Below are 19,149 nucleotides of genomic sequence, written 5' to 3' on the forward strand. Positions count from 1 at the left end.
TTCAATCATACATGTAAAATATCTTCTAGGGCCATTTTAAGAGTGGGAAAGGAGAAAGTGAATTCCTCCTTCATTAGTTTGCTTGGTAGGACCTTTTGCCCTTCAAGGACCAGGATGCTCATTTCGCCGAGTGCGGTTTTTAGAAGGAATGGAGGGACCGGGAACCAGTGAGGCCGTTTCATGACGGCGCCAATCGTTTTACCGAACGTATCCATTTGAACGGGGTTTGGCGCTGTGAAATTGACTGGTCCCTGGATATTCTTTTCCTTCATGCAAAAAGAAACCGCACGGGCGACGTCTTGAATATGAATCCAGGAAAGCCATTGGGTACCTTTGCCGATTTTTCCACCGCCGAAAAGTTTGTAGGGAAGGGTCATCATGGGGAGTGCCCCTTTTTTTTTCCCCAGGATTACGCCAAATCTTGTGAGGACGACACGTTCGCAGTAGGGGCTGGATTTCATCGCCTCTTTTTCCCATAGCTTGACGGTGCGGGCCAGAAAGTCCTCCCCGATGGAATCCGATTCCTCTGTAAAGGTTTCCTGGTCGGATATGCCATAGTATCCCACTGCGCTGGCATTGATCAGGCACGGGATTTTTTTCGGAAGCTTGGAGAGGATCCGGTTCATTTCCTTGGAAGCCTCGACCCGGCTTTCGACAATCGTCCGTTTCCGTTCCTGTGTCCAACGACCGCTATTTAATGACTCCCCGGCTAGGTTGATGAACACATCAAGATCTTCCAACTGTCTTTCAGGGCTTGATCCTGCGCTCAGCCAGCCTACGTAATGAATATGCTCTTGCTTATCATATTTATCTGGATGCCTGGTCAATATATATAATTCATGATTTTCTTTTAATAATTCGTCAATAAGGGCAGTGCCGACAAAACCGCTTCCACCGGCAATGGCTATTTTCATGAAAATCACATCCTTTTTCTGTCTTTCCTTCACTGTAACACGCTCGGGTTCTTTTTTCATTTTTGGACGTGCTTGTCTAGAAAAGGTTCACAGAAACGGGTAAAGTAAGAAGGGGGTGGAAAGTATGCCGAACATAACGAAAATAACGACCCAAAAGAAAAGGACAGACCGTTACAATATATTTGTCGATGAAAAATATGCGTTCAGTGTGGACGAAGAGGTCCTTCTGAAGTTCCAGTTGAAAAAAGGCACGGTACTCGATGAGTTGCTTCTTGCCGAAGTGCAGTTTCATGATGAAATACAAAAGGCGTTTACCGATGCCCTCCATTATTTATCCTACCGCATGCGTTCAGAATCGGAAGTCCGCCTGTATTTAAAAAAGAAGGATATCGAAGAACCGATTATAAAAGAAGTGATACATAAACTGTACAGCTTTCACTATCTCGACGATCTTGATTTTGCCAAGGCTTATGTCCGGACGCATGTGAACGGTGGCAATAAGGGGCCGATCACGCTTAAGCAGGAGCTGAAGGAAAAGGGGATTCAGGATAAGCTGATCGAACAAGCTTTGTTGGAATACCCCCATGAGATTCAAGTGGAGCATGCAAGAAAGCTTGCCGAAAAGTCGATCAGGAAAGAAAAGAATATCTCGGAACGGGCATTACAGCAAAAAGTGGAACAAACATTAGCCCGTAAAGGATATCCCCGGGACATCATACACGAGGCCTTGGAAGAGGTGGGCGTGGAAAAAGACGAGGATGAGCAATGGACCTCGCTTACGCATCATGCCGAAAAACTTCAACGCCGTTACCGGAACTATGAAGGCTTTGAGTATAAGCAGAAGATGAAGCAGGCACTATATCGAAAAGGGTTCCCCATCGAATTGATCGACCGCTATTTGAACGATTCTGATGTCGATTAAGGTACATGCATAGCCAAAACGCATAATTTTGTTTAATATAGAAGTACATATTATTAATTAAGGAGCCTTATATATGAGCGAGGTAAGATATAGCACGATGTCGGATTACGAGCTGCAGCAAGAAATTGCCACACTGACGGAAAAGGCGAGAAAAGCCGAGCAACTGGGAATGGTCAACGAATATTCCGTATTGGAACGGAAAGTGACCATGGCTAAAGCCTATCTGTTAAATCCGGATGATTTTAAAAAAGGTGAAATTTATCAAGTTGAAGGCGACCCAGGTGTCTACTTCAAAATTGATTATATGAATGGCGTTTTTGCCTGGGGATACCGTTTAGGTGGAAGTGGGAAAGAGGAAGCGTTGCCCATTTCGATGTTGAAATAAAAAAAGGAATCGTGACGAACCCGATTCCTTTTGGTAGTATCTTTATTCCGTTCTTTCGCTTGAAGCTTTCATACGTTCTTGTGGATGTGTATTGATGCTGCCATCCGCCCGTTTTGAAGCATATCTCGCCTTTGCGCGAGGTTCGCCTTGGAATTTATTATTGTTTTGGTTAGGAAAACCTTTTTGTTTATTTCTCAAGTTTTTCTCCTCCAAGCATTAGAATAAGTAAAAAAGTGTTTCTGTTCTCTACTAGTATGGGTAAGGAACAGTAAGATTCAGTCTGTAAAAATATTGGCAACGGGGTGGTTTAGATGAATGATTACCATGAAAGATTAACCAAGATTTTGCTCGAGAAAAATGATCACATAACGTATGAGCAGGCTCTAACTTGGGTTGAATTATTATGGGAAGATTTCGAGGCGACCTATGCGAAAGCGGGACATGAATATGCGGGCGAAGAAATGACATCACGAGTTGTCCAGACTTGGATCGACAACTACGGGGAACGATTCCACGAATTCATTGCAAAAAATCCTAAATATAAGCATTTACTGGATCAACAGAACCAAATTCATTAAAAAAAGCTGATTCCATTGGGGATTTCCCCCTCGGAATCAGCCTTTTTTTCTTATGAAGGTACTACAAAATGATATTCAATTTCTTCTTGAGTTTCGCTTCACTAAAGATCCAGCCGGTAAATGAATTCAAGATATTCAAGTCATCGTCTAAATGAACAACGGCGACAAAAGGATAATAACCGTTGCTGCGGTACCTTAAATCGATGAACCGGACTTCATAATAATCCTTGTTCTGCTCAATTTCCCATCTGTAGACGGGGGAAAAAGAGAGAAAGGCTGCCAAATTGATATCATGCTTGGCGGCTTCAAGAACTTTGCTTTCAGGAAGCGGGATTCGATCAAACGTATCAAGAATCGTCACGTAGCCTCGATCAGCCCGGGCCACATAATAATGCTTTTCGGCAGTCACGGCTATTCTCCAGCGGTGATAGCTCATCGTTGGTGATAAGAGAATTTTCCGTGCACCGGGAATCTGCTGTCTGACTGCCCTCTTTACGAATGCTCTTTCCCTGAAACGGGCGAGATAATAAAGAACGAGTATGGCATACATCGTCAGAAATAGATAACCAGGGGGAAAACCATATCCCCATAATATTAAGCCGCCAACATGGATCCCGAAGATGAACGGGTCGAACGTATTGATGACCCCAAGTGCCACCCAATTCGAGGAAATGGGCCGTAGCGCCTGTGTCCCATAGGCGTTGAAGATATCGACGAAAACATGCAGGAATACGGCCAGAAATGTCCATAGCCATAAATGAAGGTAATTCGTCTCAGGCATGATCATGTAAAGGGTGCCACTGATAAGCAGGGGCCAAAGTAACACGGCAGGAATCGAATGAGTGATTCCCCGGTGATTTCGTATATAAACAGCGTTATTTTTTAATTTTAGAATGGTGTCGATGTCAGGAGCTTGCGAACCCAAAACCGTACCAGCCATTACCGCACTGAAAGTAATGGGGCTTTGCGCAATAACAGGATCTAATGTGGCAAGTCCTCCAAGAGCAATCCCCATGACAAAGTGAGTGCCTGTATCCAAAGCAAAACCTCCCTGCCACAATATAGAAAAATATGTCTTCTTTCCATCATACCGTATTTATATATTATCAATCAAATGAATATATTTGACTTTCTTACCTTGCCCCTTACAATAAAACGAAATGAGTGCCTGTTAAAAAAGAATGCCCATTATGGTGTATTCCCTTTTTTAATAAGAGTTAACATCTTTGGAGGAACAAAATGGCGAAAGAAATAATGATCCCAACCATAGAAAAAGTAAATATTGAAGCGTTTCAGAAAGATTTGGTCAACTGGTTCCTTGAAGAACAAAGGGATTTGCCATGGCGTGAAAATAAGGATCCATACAGGGTATGGGTTTCTGAAATCATGCTGCAGCAAACCAGGGTGGATACCGTCATCCCGTATTTTAACCGGTTTATGGACTGGTTCCCCACTCTTGGTGAATTCGCGGTTGCCGATGAGGAAAAGGTATTAAAAGCGTGGGAAGGCCTTGGTTATTATTCAAGGGTCCGCAATCTGCATAGTGCTGTCCAGGAAGTCCAAGCATCCTATAATGGGATTGTCCCGGATAGCCCGGAGGAAATCTCGAAACTGAAGGGTGTCGGACCTTATACGGCCGGAGCGATCCTAAGCATTGCCTATGGAAAGCCAGAACCGGCCGTCGATGGAAATGTCATGCGTGTGTTGTCCCGGATCTTGATGATCTATGAAGACATCGCTAAGCCGAAGACGAGGAAAACCTTCGAGGTCGCCGTACGCAAGCTAATCGATCCCAATCATACGTCTGAGTTCAATCAGGCCCTGATGGAACTGGGTGCACTCATTTGCACGCCAGGAAAGCCAGCCTGCCTGCTATGCCCTGTGCAAAGCCATTGCCTGGCATTTGAGGAGGGAGTACAGTCAGAGCTGCCGGTCAAGATCCAAAAGAAAAAGTCGCGTGACGTACCGATCGTGGCTGCGATTTTGACGAATGAAAAAGGTGAATTCCTCATTCACAAGCGGGCGTCGGAAGGATTGCTTGCGAACCTTTGGGAATACCCGAACTTCGAGATTCACACAACCCTTCAACATAAACGGGAATTTTTTGAGGCGCGTTTTCTTGAGACTTACGGTAGCAAACCGGAATTGATCGATTCGCTCGTCAAAATTGAACACGTCTTTTCCCATCTGGTATGGAAGATGGATACGTATACCGGAGTGTTGAAGGAACCAATCGATGAAGACATCTTAGCTGAAAACCAGCTGAAGTGGGTGAGTAAAGAGGCGATGGAGGAATTTGCGTTTCCAGTCTCTCACCAAAAGATGATGAAAGCCTATAACGATAGGGGCTAATACGGTTCAGCTCGGCAGTATTTTGTCGAAAAATCGATAAAATCTATTTTAGTGAAGATAAACAGGTCTATTTAATAGATATATTTCAGATTTAGATGATAAAACCTATTTACCGTCGATATATTCAGTTTCCGGTTTCCATTCATAAAAAAGATGCCGTTTTCGGCATCTTTTTTGTTTGTCAATCAATCGGAAACGATTTCGGTACCATGAGTGTAATCGGCTTCCTGCCTTTTCAGCCCGCCCCTTCTTTCGATTTCTTGAACAATTTCCTTATGGATACTCTGTCCTTCTTGGTTCAAATAAGGTACCATTTGTTGAAGGGAGTGATGAAAATAGGCAAGCTCGCTATTTTCCCAATCCGATTTCTCCATCATGGACAACTCTGTCATATCTCGTCCAACATACATAGACACACACTCCTTTTTTATTCGTTATACTTTAATGTTCACTCAGAAAGGATGGAATAAACATATGGAACAAAAAGTAGCACTCGTTACAGGTAGCAGTAAGGGTCTCGGAAGAAGTACGGCATTACGGCTTGCAAAAGAAGGGTACGACCTTGTTATTAATTATGCCCGGAGCAAGTCCAAAGCATTAGAAGTAGCTGCTGAAATCGAAGCCATGGGGAGGAAAGCGCTTGTCGTAAAGGCCAATGTCGGCGATGTTGCAAAAGTGAAGAACATGTTCGCCGAAATCGATGCCCATTACGGGCGTTTGGATGTTTTCATCAATAATGCGGCATCCGGCGTACAGCGTCCTTTAATGGAGCTTGAAGAAACACATTGGGACTGGACCATGGATATCAATACGAAAGCCCTTCTATTTTGTGCCCAGGAAGCGGCAAAGTTAATGGAAAGGAACGGCGGAGGTAAAATTGTCAGCATCAGTTCACTCGGTTCGATCCGATATCTGAAAAACTATACCGCAGTCGGAGTATCAAAAGCTGCACTCGAAGCATTGACAAGGTATTTGGCCGTGGAATTGGCTTCAAGAAACATTTGCGTCAATGCGGTTTCAGGCGGTGTCATTGATACGGATGCCTTAAAGTCATTCCCAAACCGCGAACAAATGCTTGCGGAAGCCGCTGAACAAACACCTGCAGGACGGATGGTCGAAGTGGAGGATATGGTGAACACGATTCTCTTCTTGATAGCGGACGAATCAAGCATGATCCGTGGGCAAACGATCATCGTCGATGGCGGAATTTCCCTGCTCGTCTAAGTAATTGGTAAAAATTAGCCGGATAGACCACGGTGATGATGGATATCTTATTACCGTGGAGGTGATATCAATGGCTAATTACAACAACAAAACACAATCAGGTACTGACATCCAACAAGTTAAAAAACAAAACGCGCAATCTCAACAAGGCCAAGGCCAATACGGTACAGAGTTTGCGAGTGAAACAAATGTACAAGATGTGAAACAGCAAAATCAAAAATCCCAAAGCAAAAAAAGCCAAGGGTAATTGAACTCCAACCACGACCAGGCATCCTTCTTATGAAGGGTGCCTTTTATTGTGATCATTTGCCATGGAAAACCTACATCCTATAGAGTTCAACTTCACGCTTGGCGCCCTAGCTCCCGTCCACTTTTTAAGGTTACTCTTAACATTCACTCTTTCCCGCGCAGACGAATATAGATAAAAGGGGATTTTGTTAAAATTTAGAGAAGGGATAAGTTTTAAATTAAATGTAAAAGGAAATGCTGTAAATAAATAGAATATACATACTATGGGAAAAATACAGATGTAGGATGGTGCAAATATGGAGGAATTTAACCGGCTCATTAACGCCCAGTTGAAAACGATGGAACGACTTTTATATGTACAATCCGAAATCGAAAGATATCAAGATATAGAGAAAAAATTCCTTGCGAATCAGGAAGAAGATAAAGCGGTCACCATTCAAGAAGAAATTCAACATAGAAAAATGGAATTGAAGACGATTCATGAAACGTTCGAGCGGCAAACGGAGGATGTCATTCGATGTTATCAACAGGAACAAGCGGCAGTTCAATAAAAACATTGGCTAATTTTCAGATGAGAATGAGGAAAAAGATTGCTTTTTTTAATCTTTTTACACATTTTTACTGTAGATTAGCCTCTTTTGTTTTAAATTTCCGAATAAATCGCTATAATATAGGAATATAGGGTAAATGGAAAAATGTATATAAACGAATCCACACGATTGTAACGGAATAGGGCACAGTACGTTGAAGGTGTCTATAGAAAGTAGGGAGAGATAAATGGGGATTGTTCCTGCCGAAGGAGGAAAAATCCAAATCCAAAGCTATAAACATAATGGACATATCCATCGTATCTGGGAAGAAACCACCGTCTTGAAGGGAACTCAAAACTTGGTGATTGCGGCCAATGACCGAACGATCGTGACGGAATCTGATGGTAGGACCTGGATCACAAGGGAACCGGCGATTTGTTACTTTCATTCAAAGTATTGGTTTAATGTGATTGGCATGTTGAGAGAGGACGGGGTGTATTACTACTGTAATATCAGTTCTCCGTTCACATACGATCCAGAAGCACTGAAATACATTGATTATGACCTGGACATCAAAGTATTCCCAGATATGACGTTTAATTTGCTGGATGAGGATGAATATGAAAGACATTCGAAAGAAATGAATTATCCTGAAGCTATCGATAAAATTTTAAAGCAGAATGTAGACTATCTAATATATATGATTCGCCAGAGAAAGGGACCATTCTCAGCGGAATTCATTGATAGTTGGTATGAACGTTTTTTAACGTATCGATAACAGTGAGATTGCCTGCTGCTAACATTGCAGGCTTTTTCTTTTGCAGATGGTCGGTCGATCAAGGGTAATAGGGTATAGTAAGAAGAGAAAATAGATGAAAATGGAGGGACCCCGTGGGCAGCATTAAGAGATATATGCAATTCGTTAAGCCATATAAATGGCAGATTATCGGGACAGTCTTCATAGGTCTGTTAAAATTCGGAATTCCACTGTTGATTCCTTTATTAAGTAAATATGTTGTGGATGACATCATTAATGGAAATCTGACAACGGAAGAGAAAACCGAACACCTCCTGTGGGCGATGGGCATCATGGTATTCATTTTCGTGGCAATAAGGCCTCCAATTGAATATTACCGACAGTATTTTGCCCAATGGACCGGAACGAAGATTTTATATGATATTCGCAATAATTTATTCACTCATGTACAAAAATTAAGTTTTAAATATTATTCCAATACGAGGGTGGGCGAGGTCATCTCAAGGATGATCACCGATGTCGAGCAAACGAAGAATTTTGTGATTACGGGCCTGATGAACCTTTGGCTCGATATCGCCACCATCGCCATTGTCATTGTGATCATGTTTACGATGGATGTGAAGCTGACGATCGTCTCGATTCTCATGCTGCCTTTTTATGCGTTTTCAATCAAGCATTTCTTCGGCAAGCTTAGGATCTATACGAGAGTACGGTCACAAGCTCTGGCCGATGTGCAGAGTCATCTTCACGAGCGTGTCTCGGGGATGTCTGTCATCAAAAGTTTTGCGATAGAAGACCGCGAGCAGGAACTGTTTGCGAAGCAGAATAAAAATTTCCTCGATAAGGCACTCAAGCATACAAGCTGGAATGCAAAATCGTTTGCCGTCGTGAATACGATTACGGACATTGCCCCATTACTGGTGATTGGCTTTGCCGGATATCAAGTCATACAGGGGCAGTTGACACTCGGAACGATGGTCGCCTTCGTCGGGTTCATAGACAGGCTCTATAATCCTCTACGTCGCGTAGTCAATTCATCGACGACGATGACCCAAACATTGGCTTCCATGGACCGGGTATTCGAGTTCGTGGATGAGAAGTACGATATCGATGATGCTCCGGATTCAAAAGAACTGAAACATGTGGACGGACGGATCACCTTCAAGGATGTCTCGTTTGCTTATGACGAGAAGGAGGCACCTGTTCTAAAACATATCAACCTGGATGTGTTGCCTGGCGAAACCATTGCACTGGTCGGCATGAGTGGTGGGGGAAAATCCTCCATCGTCAGTTTGATTTCCCGGTTCTATGATGTCACGGAAGGGGCCGTTTTACTGGACGGAACCGATATCCGAAACTATCAAGTTCGAAGCTTGCGCGATAAAATCGGGATGGTGCTGCAAGATAACATCTTATTCAGTGAATCTGTGAAGGCCAATATCCTGATGGGGAAACCCGATGCCACTGACGAAGAGGTATTTGCAGCCGCCAAAGCAGCCAACGCCCATGAATTCATTATGGGATTGAAAGAAGGCTATGATACGAAAGTGGGCGAGCGGGGCGTGAAACTTTCAGGTGGCCAAAAGCAACGGGTAGCCATCGCCAGGGTCTTTCTAAAAAACCCACCGATCCTTGTCCTGGATGAAGCAACATCGGCCCTTGACCTGGAAAGTGAACATAATATTCAAGAAGCCCTTGATATATTGGCGAAGGACCGAACCACGATCATCGTGGCGCACCGTCTCTCCACCATCACGCATGCCGATCGAATTGTCCATATCGATAACGGGGAAATCACCGAAATCGGTTCACACGAAGAACTCATGCAAAAACAAGGTAATTATTATAAACTCTTTCAGGTGCAGCAATTGGATAACTGACATCAAAAAAAGATCATCTCGCTGTTGCGGGATGGTCTTTTTGATCATTTTGGAATACATAGGATGCAGATGAATTTCGAGGCAGAGTATTCTAATAAACTTGTGAAAAATACCATACAATTAGTTAATAAAGAGTATTGAAGGGGAGTTATACAATCATGCAGCGGATAAAATTTATGGTTAGACATTTCCTGAGAGCTCCATTGTGGTTTAAAATTCTAATCTTTGTAACTTTGGTGATTTCCGTTGTTTTTAGCAGTACTCTTTTTTCAGATCATGCTTATTTCAAAGGTTTTGCCAAATTAGCCGCTGCCATCTTCTTTAGTGCCTACGGATTTAATATGAGAAAGAATCTCAAAATTTCGGTCCTTTTCTTTACGTTAGCATGTATATGTCTATTATTATCCATCAAGGCATTATACTGAAACGGCAAAAAGGATAGCTGAGGCAAATAATAGTTGCTTCAGCTATCCTTCTCTTTTTTTCGTATGAATGTTACATTAAGAAACCCTTTTTTCGTGCAAAGGCTTTTTCTTGGTATGAGTCTTTTTCAACAAATACTTTAAATACTCCGGCAAGGCGATTCCGACGATAATCAAGAACATTCCAAACCATTGAAGGGATGTTACGCCTTCTCCAAGGAAGATGACGGAAACGACCATCGCGGAAGGCAATTCTGCGGCACATAGGATCGTCCCCAGGCCGACGCCGACTTTCGGCATACTGACGGCAAAGAAAAAGAAGGGAACCACAACACCAAGTGTACCGAGCAATAGACCGAATTGCCAAAGGTTGGTTTCGACAAGATTGGTGGCAAGCGTTACCGGATTGGTTGTGAATACCGCAGTCAGCATGGCACCTGTCGCAATGAAAAACAATCGTTTCATCGAAGGCTCTTCAACGGCGAACTTAGAGTTGCAGAACATGTAAAGAGCAAAGAGCAAGGCAGACAGAAGTCCGAATAATACCCCCGTCAAACTAAGGGCAGAGAGAGGCTGGCCAAAGATGGCACCTGCAAATAATGTCCCGATAAAGAGCAAGCAGATGGCCAGGACCTTGCTTCGATCTGGACGTCTTTTGTTTATGATGCTTTCAATAAGGACACCAATCCAGGTGAACTGAAATAAAAATACTACGGCAATGGAAGCCGGAAGCTCCGCAACGGCCACCGCGTAGGCTTTTCCGACAAAAGCGGACATCATCCCAGTAATGGCAAGCAAACCGGCATTTTTCCAAGAAATTTTATATTTAAACGAAAAAAGGAACAAAACGGCGACAATCAGCCATCCAATCAAATATTGACTGCCGACTAGGTCACCGGAAGAATGACCATCCTTGAATCCGAATTTCATCATGGTGGATAATGTGCCGTATGAGATGGAACCAATTAAAACCATTATAGAATACTTCAAAAGTTGCATGTTTTTTCACCCCTAAAAAATAAAAATCGCCACCTGCCTAGATGGCAAGTGACGAACGAAAAAAGGAAATCCTTTTAAAATTCCGTCTCTCAGCAAGTGCTGAGTTTAAACATTATTGTTGAGTTATCTTAGCTTAATTCGTTTGTGAATAAATGTCAATGGGGAATGATATTTTCTATATAGTTAGACTATTCACATATATTGAAGAGAAAATGTTGGGAGCCCAACATAAAAGAAGAGACGGTTATCTAGTGAACCGTCTCTCTATTAATCTTCTTCATATTGGATAGACACTTCATTCTCATCTTTATGGAAGGATTGGAAGCTGACAATCAGCTTTTCGAGATGCTCCAATTGTTCGTCATACTCAATGATGTAAGAAATCAATGGAACAAGGCGGGCGGAAAGATGCCCGAGGTCATCATGCATTTCGTCGACTTCGTTTTGTTGCTCAAAGAAGAGGGCAAGAAGGTCTTTGCGGCTGAGGGAACCCTGATCCCAATCATCGATTTCCTCAATGTTTTTGATTTTTTCGATATGCAATAAAATCAGTTGCTCATGCTTACGTATGAGGGAATCAAGATGATGTAAAATCGTCTTCTGGAAGTCTTCAGGCATATGATAGATTTCATTCTCGAATTTATGAATCCTTCTCAAGGTCTCAAACGCCTTTTTCGTCGTGATGATCATTTGACGATACACGACAAGCTTCCTTGATTTAGCTACACTTTTCTTTTTGAAATATTCACGTTCTTCTTTATACATGGAATAGATATGCTCTAAATCAAGCAAATCTTCTTTTAATCTGCTAATATCCTTTTTCAATAAGGTATGTTCTGTAGCATGCCTAGTGCTTATTCGGATCCATTTCAAAATATCTTCTGTCACATCGGTTATGCGCGTATATAGCTTTGCCTCATACTTTGGCGGGATGAAAACGAGATTGACAATAAATGAAGCAATAATCCCAAGTAAGACGGATGAAAGACGCACAAATGCAAAGTTTAAAAATTCTCCTTCTTGGCTTTCCATAATGGCAATAACCGTCACGATGGAAAGTACGATCGTCTTATCCATTTTCAATTTCAGATTTATCGTAATGACTACCATTACGGCCAATCCGATAATGAAAATATCATTACCAAATAATAAAACGAAGGAAATGGCGACTAAGGCACCGATGATATTTCCTTGAATTTGTTCCAGCACCGTCTGGTAAGAACGATAGATGGTTGGCTGGATGGCAAAAATAGCAGCAATCCCAGAAAGGACAGGAGCAGGAAGATTAAGCAGTTCCGAAATATAAAGCGCTAAAACAATCGCTATTCCTGTTTTGAGAATGCGGGCACCAAACTTCATATATAGGTAAATCCTTTCTTTGTGATGTTATTGTTCCTGAAAAGAAACACCTTCTTTATACAGGATATTCGTAAAGTTGTATTCTAACTTATATGTTAGTACTTTACACTAATTTTTAATGTTGTAAACAAAAAGTAATGGATCAAAGCAGCCGTAAAAGTAATTATAAGCTTTTTACTGAAGGGAAAAAATGAAGATTTTATGACATATGTAAATGAGATGCTTTTTTCCTCTTGCTGTGGGGAGTTACAAAGATGGAAAAAAGCTAATGTCCTGTAAAAAGACATTAGCTTTTTTATCATCACTCGGTTGATACAGATGGATCTGCTTGTTCCTTAACGGGAACAACTTGAAGGAAGTGGTTTCCCGGATTATGGAGCAAGGCCCCAAGAGAGGCTGCTTCCTCTTCTTGCCCTTGCTCTTTTAAAAGGGCAACGTATTTGCCAAGGAGCTCATTCACGTCCTGAAGTCCTTTTTTGGAAAGGGATTCAATCGACACTTTCGCACCCTTCGCAATCCTTCTTTGGATAACTTCTTTCGTTAGGCCGACTTCCGGCTGAAGCCTTAAATAAACGACACCGCCGGTCATGCCTGCACAAATCCATGGACCCGGATCCCCTAGAACCAATCCTCTGCCATTTGTCATATACTCAAATGCAAATCCCTTGATGTTCGAGGTTACCGCAATATTGCCATGTTCATTTTCTGGAATCGGCTTTTTCACTAGGCCACCGATAATCATGTCGGCACCTGAAAGCCGGATTCCCGCCCTTGCATCGGCATCACCTTGGGCGATAAGGAGTCCGTGCTGTGCCCCATACCCGAAACCTTTACCGACAGAGCCATTGTAAAGGTTGCCATCTTTGCCCTGTGATTTGAAAATGGCGATATTCCCACCGATTGACGTTTTGCCGATTCCATCCTGGGCTCCTCCATTTACGCTAATGGTGATTCCCTCGGTGTTATAGGCACCAAGGCCATTACCAGGGATGGAACCATCCTGATAGGAAAGATGAACGGGAGGCAGATTCTTATACGAACCATCCAATCTGTTACGGACGCGGTGACACGAAACACGGCTACCAAGGACCCGTTGCTCGGAAGTGATGCCGCTATAACTGCGGGATTGCTGTAATTCTTCAACATGCGAATCGAGATATTCCGCTCCCACCGCCACCTGTAGGGAACTTTCATTCAAATAAGCTTCTTTTTCCCTATTGGAGAATGGCGTGATATCAAGGTTCTTTAATAAATAGGTCAGATCCAGCGATTGTTGGCCTTTCACTTGCTCAAGCAAATCAGAGCGGCCGACGATATCCTGAAGGTTCTTCACACCCAGTGATCCAGTCAGGGTTTTTAGCTCCTGGCCGAATGCCGTGAACATATTCGTCAATCCTTGAACCGCCAAATCAAATTTTCGAGGAACAAAGCGGCGCAATCCATGTTCTTTTGCCTGTGCTTCCGATTCGATTTGGGTGGCAATCCCGACATGGCATGTATCCAGGTGACAACCACGGCATGTTGTACAGCCAACGGCAATCATCGATAGGGTACCGAAACCAACGCGGTTGGCCCCTAGCAACATCAATTTCAGGATATCCATCGAGCTTTTCAATCCACCGTCAGCCCAGATTTCGATGTTTTGCCGAATCCCGGATTCAAGCAACGCATTATGGGCGGCTTTTACGCCGATTTCGACAGGCAGACCTACATGTTCAAGGGCATGAATCCGTGCTGCACCCGTTCCGCCATCAAAGCCGGAAAGCGTGATGATATCGGCACCGGCTTTGGCAACGCCGACGGCAATCGTTCCGATATTGGGAACAACCGGTACCTTGACGGCCACCTTGGCTTTGTCGTTGGCCGTTTTCAGCTCATGGATCATTTGGGCCAAATCTTCAATCGAATATATATCATGGTTATTGGAAGGGGAGATCAAGTCAGAACCGATCGTCGCATTCCGTGCTTCCGCAATTTTTGCCGTAACCTTCGAACCGGGAAGATGTCCGCCTTCACCAGGTTTTGCCCCTTGCCCAATCTTAATTTCCAAGAGATTAGAAGAGTTCAAGAGTTCGGCGTTGACACCGAATCTTCCGGAAGCAATCTGCTGCCCACGTGATTTCGGGTATTTTCCGAGCATATCCTTAATTTCCCCGCCTTCGCCATTCATACTGATCATGCCCAAACGGTCTGCCGCTTCTGCGTACGCTCGGAAAGCTATTTCATTTTGCGAACCGAATGACATGGAGGCGATGACGAAAGGCAACTCCTGATCGCCAATGGATAGACTGACATCTTCAGCTGGGACAGGCGTGTCTGACAACTTAAGTGATGTCAGGTGACGGATTGTCGTCGGGTTTGATTCTTCTTGCTCCGTGATCTTTTCACGATATGCGTCATAATTTCCCGTGGAAGCGACTTCGCCGATGGATTTCCAAATCCGCGGGAATAGATGAAAGGTTTTACCCATCCGTTCTTTTTCATTATCATAATCCAATGCACGCTGGATGCTATCCTCTTTGATTTTGTCAAAATCATAGTCTAAATGGTTTGCTCCGAAGAAATTGGCCACATTCAAATAAGAGGCAATCTCCTCATGTAACCCAATGCTTGAGAATAGCCGGCCATAGCCGCGCAATTCATGAATCCCAATGGTGGAGATCACTTTTTCCAGTCCTTTAGTCAACGAGTTATATAGATTCATAACGCCTTTCAGGTCCCCGGAAGATAGTGAAAGGAACATGAAATAGGGACTGATCAAGTTGGCACCGAGGCCATAGGCAACGATGATATCATGCAGTGACCTTAGGGATGCAGAACGTAACAGGATCGAGCAATCGCGGCGCTTGCCGGAATTGACCAATGCTTGATCGACAGCTGACGTGACAAGATGAGGGTCAAGCCATAGGTTCCCGTTTTGATGAGCAAGGGCATCATCGAGGATGAGCAGCGTTTTCCCGGCATCGACCGATTTTACGGCTTCATCCGTTATCCTTTTTAACGCTTCAGGGATACTCTCCTTTTCTGTAAACGTGCTTGAAATGAAATGTGCCAGTTTTTGATCCTGGTTGTGACGGACAAATTGATCATAGCTTGGTTGTGAAAGGGTGGAGGAGCATTCATACCCTGTCAGTCCCTCGATTAATAAAGGTGTCAGAAGTTCGGTAACGTGACCGGCCTTCTTTGCTTCAAATAAAGAAGGACGTCTTCCAATAATGGTTCTCGTGGAAAAGTGCTCGGTTTCCCGGTCCCGGTCGATGGCTGGATTGGTTACGACGGCGACGCTTTCCTTAATGAAATCCGACAGGTTGGTCCGCTGTGGATTAAGGGCGGCAAGCGGTGCGTCATGACCCAATGAACGGATGGGTTCTGCACCTTTTTCAGCCATCTGCTCGACTAATTGAACGTGCTCCCTTTCCCATCCGAATGCCTTATATTGTCCGTTATGAATGGCCTGTGGCTGCGTCATGGTGATCACCTTCTCGAAAATTGGTGGCTGCAGGCGAACGAGGTCATCGGAAAGAACAAAACGTTCATTGAAGCGCTCATACACTTTCCCTTGATATTCTTTATAGTTATATAGTTCAATAAGGTCGCCATTCCATTTTAACCCGACCTTTTCCCCTGGTCCCATCGGTCTTGGGTCTCCCGTATATTCTGAAGAGGGGATGATCCCAGGCTCGGAAGTGAACATATAGGAAGAAGCCGTCTCGATATTCCAAAGCGGACGTAGGCCTAACGAGTCTACGGAGAATACGGCTTCATCTCCGAATCGGGAGATGATTCCAGCTGGGCCTTGTGCAAAATGCCCCCATGCTTCCCTTAGATACGTATAAAGGTTCTGCAAATGCTCAGGGTATTCCTTGATTTCGTTGATGATTGGCGGAAAAACCAGGTCGATTGCCTCGAATAAAGAGTAGCCGTGACGGCAGATGAATGTTTCAATCGTTTTATTCAAATCCTGGGAATCACTTCCGTCTTTAGCAATCGGAACCCCGATCATTTTGGCTTCATCACGCAATTTGGCAATGGTATTGATTTCGCCGTTGTGTCCAAGGACACTGAATGGCTGCACACGGAAAAAACTTGATAGAGTATTGGTGGAAAAACGGTTATGACCCAGTGTCATAGTTGAGGCTGCAAGGGGGTCGGCAAGATCATGATAGTAGGCAGGGAGTGTATCTCCGGCACCCATTACTTTGTAGATGGCATGATGCTGGCTTAAGGAAGCGACATGGATGTAATCACTATTTTCGATGTCGGACGTCAACTCGAAAAGGATGTTGGTGAGTTCCTGTTGATTGTTAGTCGTGGATGAACAGGCAATTTGCCAGAACACAGGATCTTCTTGGATGGCAATCGGGCCCAAAGCTTCAGAGCGGTATGCTTTATCCGTTTCAAAAACGAGCGATAGCCCACGTTTCTGCAACTTTTCTTTGACTTCGGTTTTTAATTTGCCTGCATCTGTTTTTCTGCTTAAAAATAGGTGACCGATTATGAAATCATCTTGATCGACGATGCCGGAATCGATGTTTTCCTTTTCAAGTTTCTTTTTCCAAAGAGCACGTGGAATATCAATATGGATACCGGCGCCATCGCCTTCGCCATTGATGAATCCGCAACGGTGATTCATCTTAACCAGTGCATCGATGCATGCGAAAATGTTCTCATTGGTGGGGATTTTCTTTTTTTCGATACGGGCTACGATACCGCAGGCATCATGTTCTTCTCTATAGAATTCTTTGAATGTAGCAGGTGTCCATTGTTGATTCATATGTTTGGCGTCAATAAGGATAACCCTTATTTGCTGCCGTTCACCCCCTGTGGCTTTTGATTTTATGAAACGTTCATATTAGTAAACTTAAACAACTGTTCAAGCTTTTTAACTGAATGATATAAAATAGAATAAATGGATATAAATGTATTGGTATCATATCATTTAAATATTCAGAAATCAATTTTTTATACAGTATATTGGATAGGGTGGAAGAGTGTGTTATTTAGAAAAAACTCCGTGAAAGCCAATTTGAAAGTTTTATTTAGCCGATATGAGAAAACCCCAAGATGGATATCCATCTTGGGGTTGAATGATTGGTGCATATTTATTCTTTTGTCTAGCTTAAATCAAGTTCTTGAATGCATGTTCAACCGCTTTTAAAGTATAAGCGATATCTTCATCCGTATGGGCCGTTGTCAAGAACCAGGCTTCATATTTGGATGGTGCCAAGTTGATTCCTTGATTAAGCATCAGCTTGAAGAATTTACCGAACATTTCGCCGTCCGTATTTTCAGCTTGCTCGTAGTTTTCGATTGTTTCTGTAGTGAAATAGATCGTCAAAGCACCTTTTAGGCGGTTGATGGTAATAGGTACATTATATTGACGAGCGGCTTTAAGGATGCCGTCTTCAAGGAGCTTCCCTAAGCGATCAAGCTCGTCGTAAACGCCTTCTTCCTTCAACACTTCCAAGCAAGCGATACCGGATAGCATGGAAGCAGGGTTTCCGGCCATCGTTCCTGCTTGATATGCAGGTCCTAATGGTGCGACCGTATCCATGATTTCTTTTTTGCCGCCATAAGCACCGATTGGAAGACCCCCACCGATGATTTTTCCAAGAGCGGTTAAATCGGGTTGAACGCCAAGTAAGTCCTGAGCCCCACCGTACATGAAGCGGAATGCAGTGATGACTTCATCAAAGATGACGAGTGCTCCAGCTTCATGAGATAAGGAAATCACATCTTCCAGGAATCCAGGGTGCGGTTCGACGATGCCGAAGTTGCCGACGATCGGTTCCACCAGGACGCCGGCAATTTCGTTGCCCCATTTTTTCAGGGCCTCTTTGAATGGCTCGATATCATTGAAAGGAACCGTGATGACTTCCTGTGCAATACTTTTAGGGACACCAGCGGAATCCGGTGTTCCAAGTGTGGAAGGACCAGAACCTGCAGCAACCAACACAAGGTCGGAGTGACCGTGATAGCAGCCGGCAAACTTGATGATTTTATCGCGTCCCGTGTAAGCGCGGGCTACGCGGATGGTGGACATGACGGATTCCGTACCAGAATTGGTGAAACGGACTTTATCAAGGCCAGGCATCGCCTCTTTTAACATCTTGGCAAAGGTGACTTCATGCTTTGTAGGCGTACCGTATAAAACACCTGTTTCTGCAGCCTTTGTGATCGCCTTTGTGATATGGGGGTGTGCATGACCTGTGATGATCGGGCCGTATGCCGCCAAATAATCGATATACTTGTTGCCATCAACATCCCAGAAATAAGCTCCTTTGGCATGATCCATGGCCACCGGCGAACCGCCGCCCACGGCTTTATAAGAACGGGAAGGACTATTAACCCCACCGACGATATGCTCCAACGCCTCTTTATGTATAATTTCCGAATTAGTAAAATCCAATCTAAAAACCTCCTAAAAATACAAACATAATCACTCCTAATCATAGCACTTTTCCACTTTAAAATCCCTGGGAAATGGGGCCTGACCCCCAAACAAGCTGACCGAACCCCATATATACCAAGCTTCCATGCTTTTTATTTTGTTTGGGAAATAGGGTCTGACCCCCATG

The 19,149-nt window shown here is 43.7% G+C and carries 17 protein-coding genes; 9 read left to right on the forward strand and 8 right to left on the reverse strand.

The genetic code is table 11. The features are described 5' to 3' along the window. Positions 1-5: 5 nt before the first annotated feature. Positions 6-914: a TIGR01777 family oxidoreductase gene (locus AC503W_RS03405; protein ID WP_407406220.1), complete on the reverse strand. Its 909-nt coding sequence runs from the start codon at positions 912-914 to the stop codon at positions 6-8. A gap of 124 nt (positions 915-1,038) precedes the next feature. On the opposite strand from AC503W_RS03405, the gene recX reads away from it, so the two are divergent. Next, positions 1,039-1,836, forward strand: a complete 798-nt coding sequence (recX, locus tag AC503W_RS03410; RefSeq protein WP_494916063.1) for a recombination regulator RecX — start codon at positions 1,039-1,041, stop codon at positions 1,834-1,836. A 73-nt stretch (positions 1,837-1,909) separates the two neighbouring features. Further along, positions 1,910-2,221 (forward strand): YfhH family protein, encoded by a 312-nt coding sequence (locus tag AC503W_RS03415; protein WP_402871434.1) that lies wholly within the window; start codon positions 1,910-1,912, stop codon positions 2,219-2,221. Between the two features lie 42 nt (positions 2,222-2,263). Here AC503W_RS03415 and AC503W_RS03420 read toward each other — a convergent pair whose 3' ends face one another. Continuing rightward, positions 2,264-2,419: a small, acid-soluble spore protein K gene (locus AC503W_RS03420; RefSeq protein ID WP_402871431.1), complete on the reverse strand. Its 156-nt coding sequence runs from the start codon at positions 2,417-2,419 to the stop codon at positions 2,264-2,266. 113 nt (positions 2,420-2,532) lie between these two features. On the opposite strand from AC503W_RS03420, the gene AC503W_RS03425 reads away from it, so the two are divergent. Further along, positions 2,533-2,799 (forward strand): YfhJ family protein, encoded by a 267-nt coding sequence (locus AC503W_RS03425; RefSeq protein WP_402871428.1) that lies wholly within the window; start codon positions 2,533-2,535, stop codon positions 2,797-2,799. 61 nt (positions 2,800-2,860) lie between these two features. On the opposite strand, the gene AC503W_RS03430 is transcribed toward AC503W_RS03425, so the two are convergent. Beyond that, positions 2,861-3,838 (reverse strand): metal-dependent hydrolase, encoded by a 978-nt coding sequence (locus AC503W_RS03430; RefSeq protein ID WP_402871425.1) that lies wholly within the window; start codon positions 3,836-3,838, stop codon positions 2,861-2,863. A 200-nt stretch (positions 3,839-4,038) separates the two neighbouring features. Here AC503W_RS03430 and mutY point away from each other — a divergent pair, with 200 nt between their 5' ends. After that, the gene (mutY, locus tag AC503W_RS03435) at positions 4,039-5,151 is read left to right on the forward strand and encodes an A/G-specific adenine glycosylase (protein WP_494916065.1); all 1,113 of its coding nucleotides are present in this window, start codon (positions 4,039-4,041) and stop codon (positions 5,149-5,151) included. A 185-nt stretch (positions 5,152-5,336) separates the two neighbouring features. Here the strand turns inward: mutY and yfhS are convergent, their stop codons facing one another. Next, positions 5,337-5,561, reverse strand: a complete 225-nt coding sequence (gene yfhS, locus AC503W_RS03440; protein ID WP_427689097.1) for a mother cell protein YfhS — start codon at positions 5,559-5,561, stop codon at positions 5,337-5,339. A gap of 64 nt (positions 5,562-5,625) precedes the next feature. On the opposite strand from yfhS, the gene fabL reads away from it, so the two are divergent. The 5 genes from fabL (at position 5,626) to AC503W_RS03465 (ending at position 9,791) form a co-directional block, all read left to right on the forward strand. After that, on the forward strand, positions 5,626-6,375 hold the full coding sequence (gene fabL, locus AC503W_RS03445; RefSeq protein ID WP_402988857.1) for an enoyl-[acyl-carrier-protein] reductase FabL: 750 nt from the start codon (positions 5,626-5,628) through the stop codon (positions 6,373-6,375). A gap of 70 nt (positions 6,376-6,445) precedes the next feature. Beyond that, a complete protein-coding gene (locus AC503W_RS03450; protein WP_402988854.1) occupies positions 6,446-6,622 on the forward strand; it encodes a gamma-type small acid-soluble spore protein in 177 nt (58 codons plus the stop codon). A 298-nt stretch (positions 6,623-6,920) separates the two neighbouring features. Next, positions 6,921-7,175 (forward strand): YgaB family protein, encoded by a 255-nt coding sequence (locus AC503W_RS03455; protein WP_494916068.1) that lies wholly within the window; start codon positions 6,921-6,923, stop codon positions 7,173-7,175. Between the two features lie 226 nt (positions 7,176-7,401). Further along, positions 7,402-7,932, forward strand: a complete 531-nt coding sequence (ntdP, locus tag AC503W_RS03460) for a nucleoside tri-diphosphate phosphatase (protein WP_402871408.1) — start codon at positions 7,402-7,404, stop codon at positions 7,930-7,932. Between the two features lie 113 nt (positions 7,933-8,045). Beyond that, positions 8,046-9,791, forward strand: a complete 1,746-nt coding sequence (locus AC503W_RS03465; protein ID WP_402871405.1) for an ABC transporter ATP-binding protein — start codon at positions 8,046-8,048, stop codon at positions 9,789-9,791. Positions 9,792-10,291: 500 nt separating this feature from the next. Here the strand turns inward: AC503W_RS03465 and AC503W_RS03470 are convergent, their stop codons facing one another. The 4 genes from AC503W_RS03470 to AC503W_RS03485 all read right to left on the reverse strand — a co-directional run bounded on the left by AC503W_RS03470 (position 10,292) and on the right by AC503W_RS03485 (position 18,980). Next, a complete protein-coding gene (locus tag AC503W_RS03470; RefSeq protein ID WP_402871402.1) occupies positions 10,292-11,212 on the reverse strand; it encodes an EamA family transporter in 921 nt (306 codons plus the stop codon). A 267-nt stretch (positions 11,213-11,479) separates the two neighbouring features. Continuing rightward, positions 11,480-12,571, reverse strand: coding sequence for an FUSC family protein (locus tag AC503W_RS03475; RefSeq protein ID WP_402871399.1), 1,092 nt, complete (start codon positions 12,569-12,571; stop codon positions 11,480-11,482). Positions 12,572-12,872: 301 nt separating this feature from the next. Beyond that, positions 12,873-17,345: a glutamate synthase-related protein gene (locus AC503W_RS03480; protein WP_494916070.1), complete on the reverse strand. Its 4,473-nt coding sequence runs from the start codon at positions 17,343-17,345 to the stop codon at positions 12,873-12,875. A gap of 345 nt (positions 17,346-17,690) precedes the next feature. Continuing rightward, on the reverse strand, positions 17,691-18,980 hold the full coding sequence (locus AC503W_RS03485; protein WP_402959298.1) for a glutamate-1-semialdehyde 2,1-aminomutase: 1,290 nt from the start codon (positions 18,978-18,980) through the stop codon (positions 17,691-17,693). Positions 18,981-19,149 lie beyond the last annotated feature (169 nt).

This window comes from Peribacillus suis (assembly GCF_059384845.1).

Excerpts from the sequence above, each read along its gene's own strand:
- AC503W_RS03415 (WP_402871434.1), top strand. The coding sequence starts at position 1,910 with ATGAGCGAGGTAAGATATAGCACGATGTCGGATTACGAGCTGCAGCAA.
- AC503W_RS03425 (WP_402871428.1), top strand. The coding sequence starts at position 2,533 with ATGAATGATTACCATGAAAGATTAACCAAGATTTTGCTCGAGAAAAAT.
- AC503W_RS03480 (WP_494916070.1), bottom strand. The coding sequence starts at position 17,345 with ATGAATCAACAATGGACACCTGCTACATTCAAAGAATTCTATAGAGAA.
- AC503W_RS03450 (WP_402988854.1), top strand. The coding sequence starts at position 6,446 with ATGGCTAATTACAACAACAAAACACAATCAGGTACTGACATCCAACAA.
- recX (WP_494916063.1), top strand. The coding sequence starts at position 1,039 with ATGCCGAACATAACGAAAATAACGACCCAAAAGAAAAGGACAGACCGT.
- AC503W_RS03470 (WP_402871402.1), bottom strand. The coding sequence starts at position 11,212 with ATGCAACTTTTGAAGTATTCTATAATGGTTTTAATTGGTTCCATCTCA.
- AC503W_RS03455 (WP_494916068.1), top strand. The coding sequence starts at position 6,921 with ATGGAGGAATTTAACCGGCTCATTAACGCCCAGTTGAAAACGATGGAA.
- AC503W_RS03475 (WP_402871399.1), bottom strand. The coding sequence starts at position 12,571 with ATGAAGTTTGGTGCCCGCATTCTCAAAACAGGAATAGCGATTGTTTTA.
- AC503W_RS03405 (WP_407406220.1), bottom strand. The coding sequence starts at position 914 with ATGAAAATAGCCATTGCCGGTGGAAGCGGTTTTGTCGGCACTGCCCTT.
- mutY (WP_494916065.1), top strand. The coding sequence starts at position 4,039 with ATGGCGAAAGAAATAATGATCCCAACCATAGAAAAAGTAAATATTGAA.
- yfhS (WP_427689097.1), bottom strand. The coding sequence starts at position 5,561 with ATGTATGTTGGACGAGATATGACAGAGTTGTCCATGATGGAGAAATCG.
- ntdP (WP_402871408.1), top strand. The coding sequence starts at position 7,402 with ATGGGGATTGTTCCTGCCGAAGGAGGAAAAATCCAAATCCAAAGCTAT.
- fabL (WP_402988857.1), top strand. The coding sequence starts at position 5,626 with ATGGAACAAAAAGTAGCACTCGTTACAGGTAGCAGTAAGGGTCTCGGA.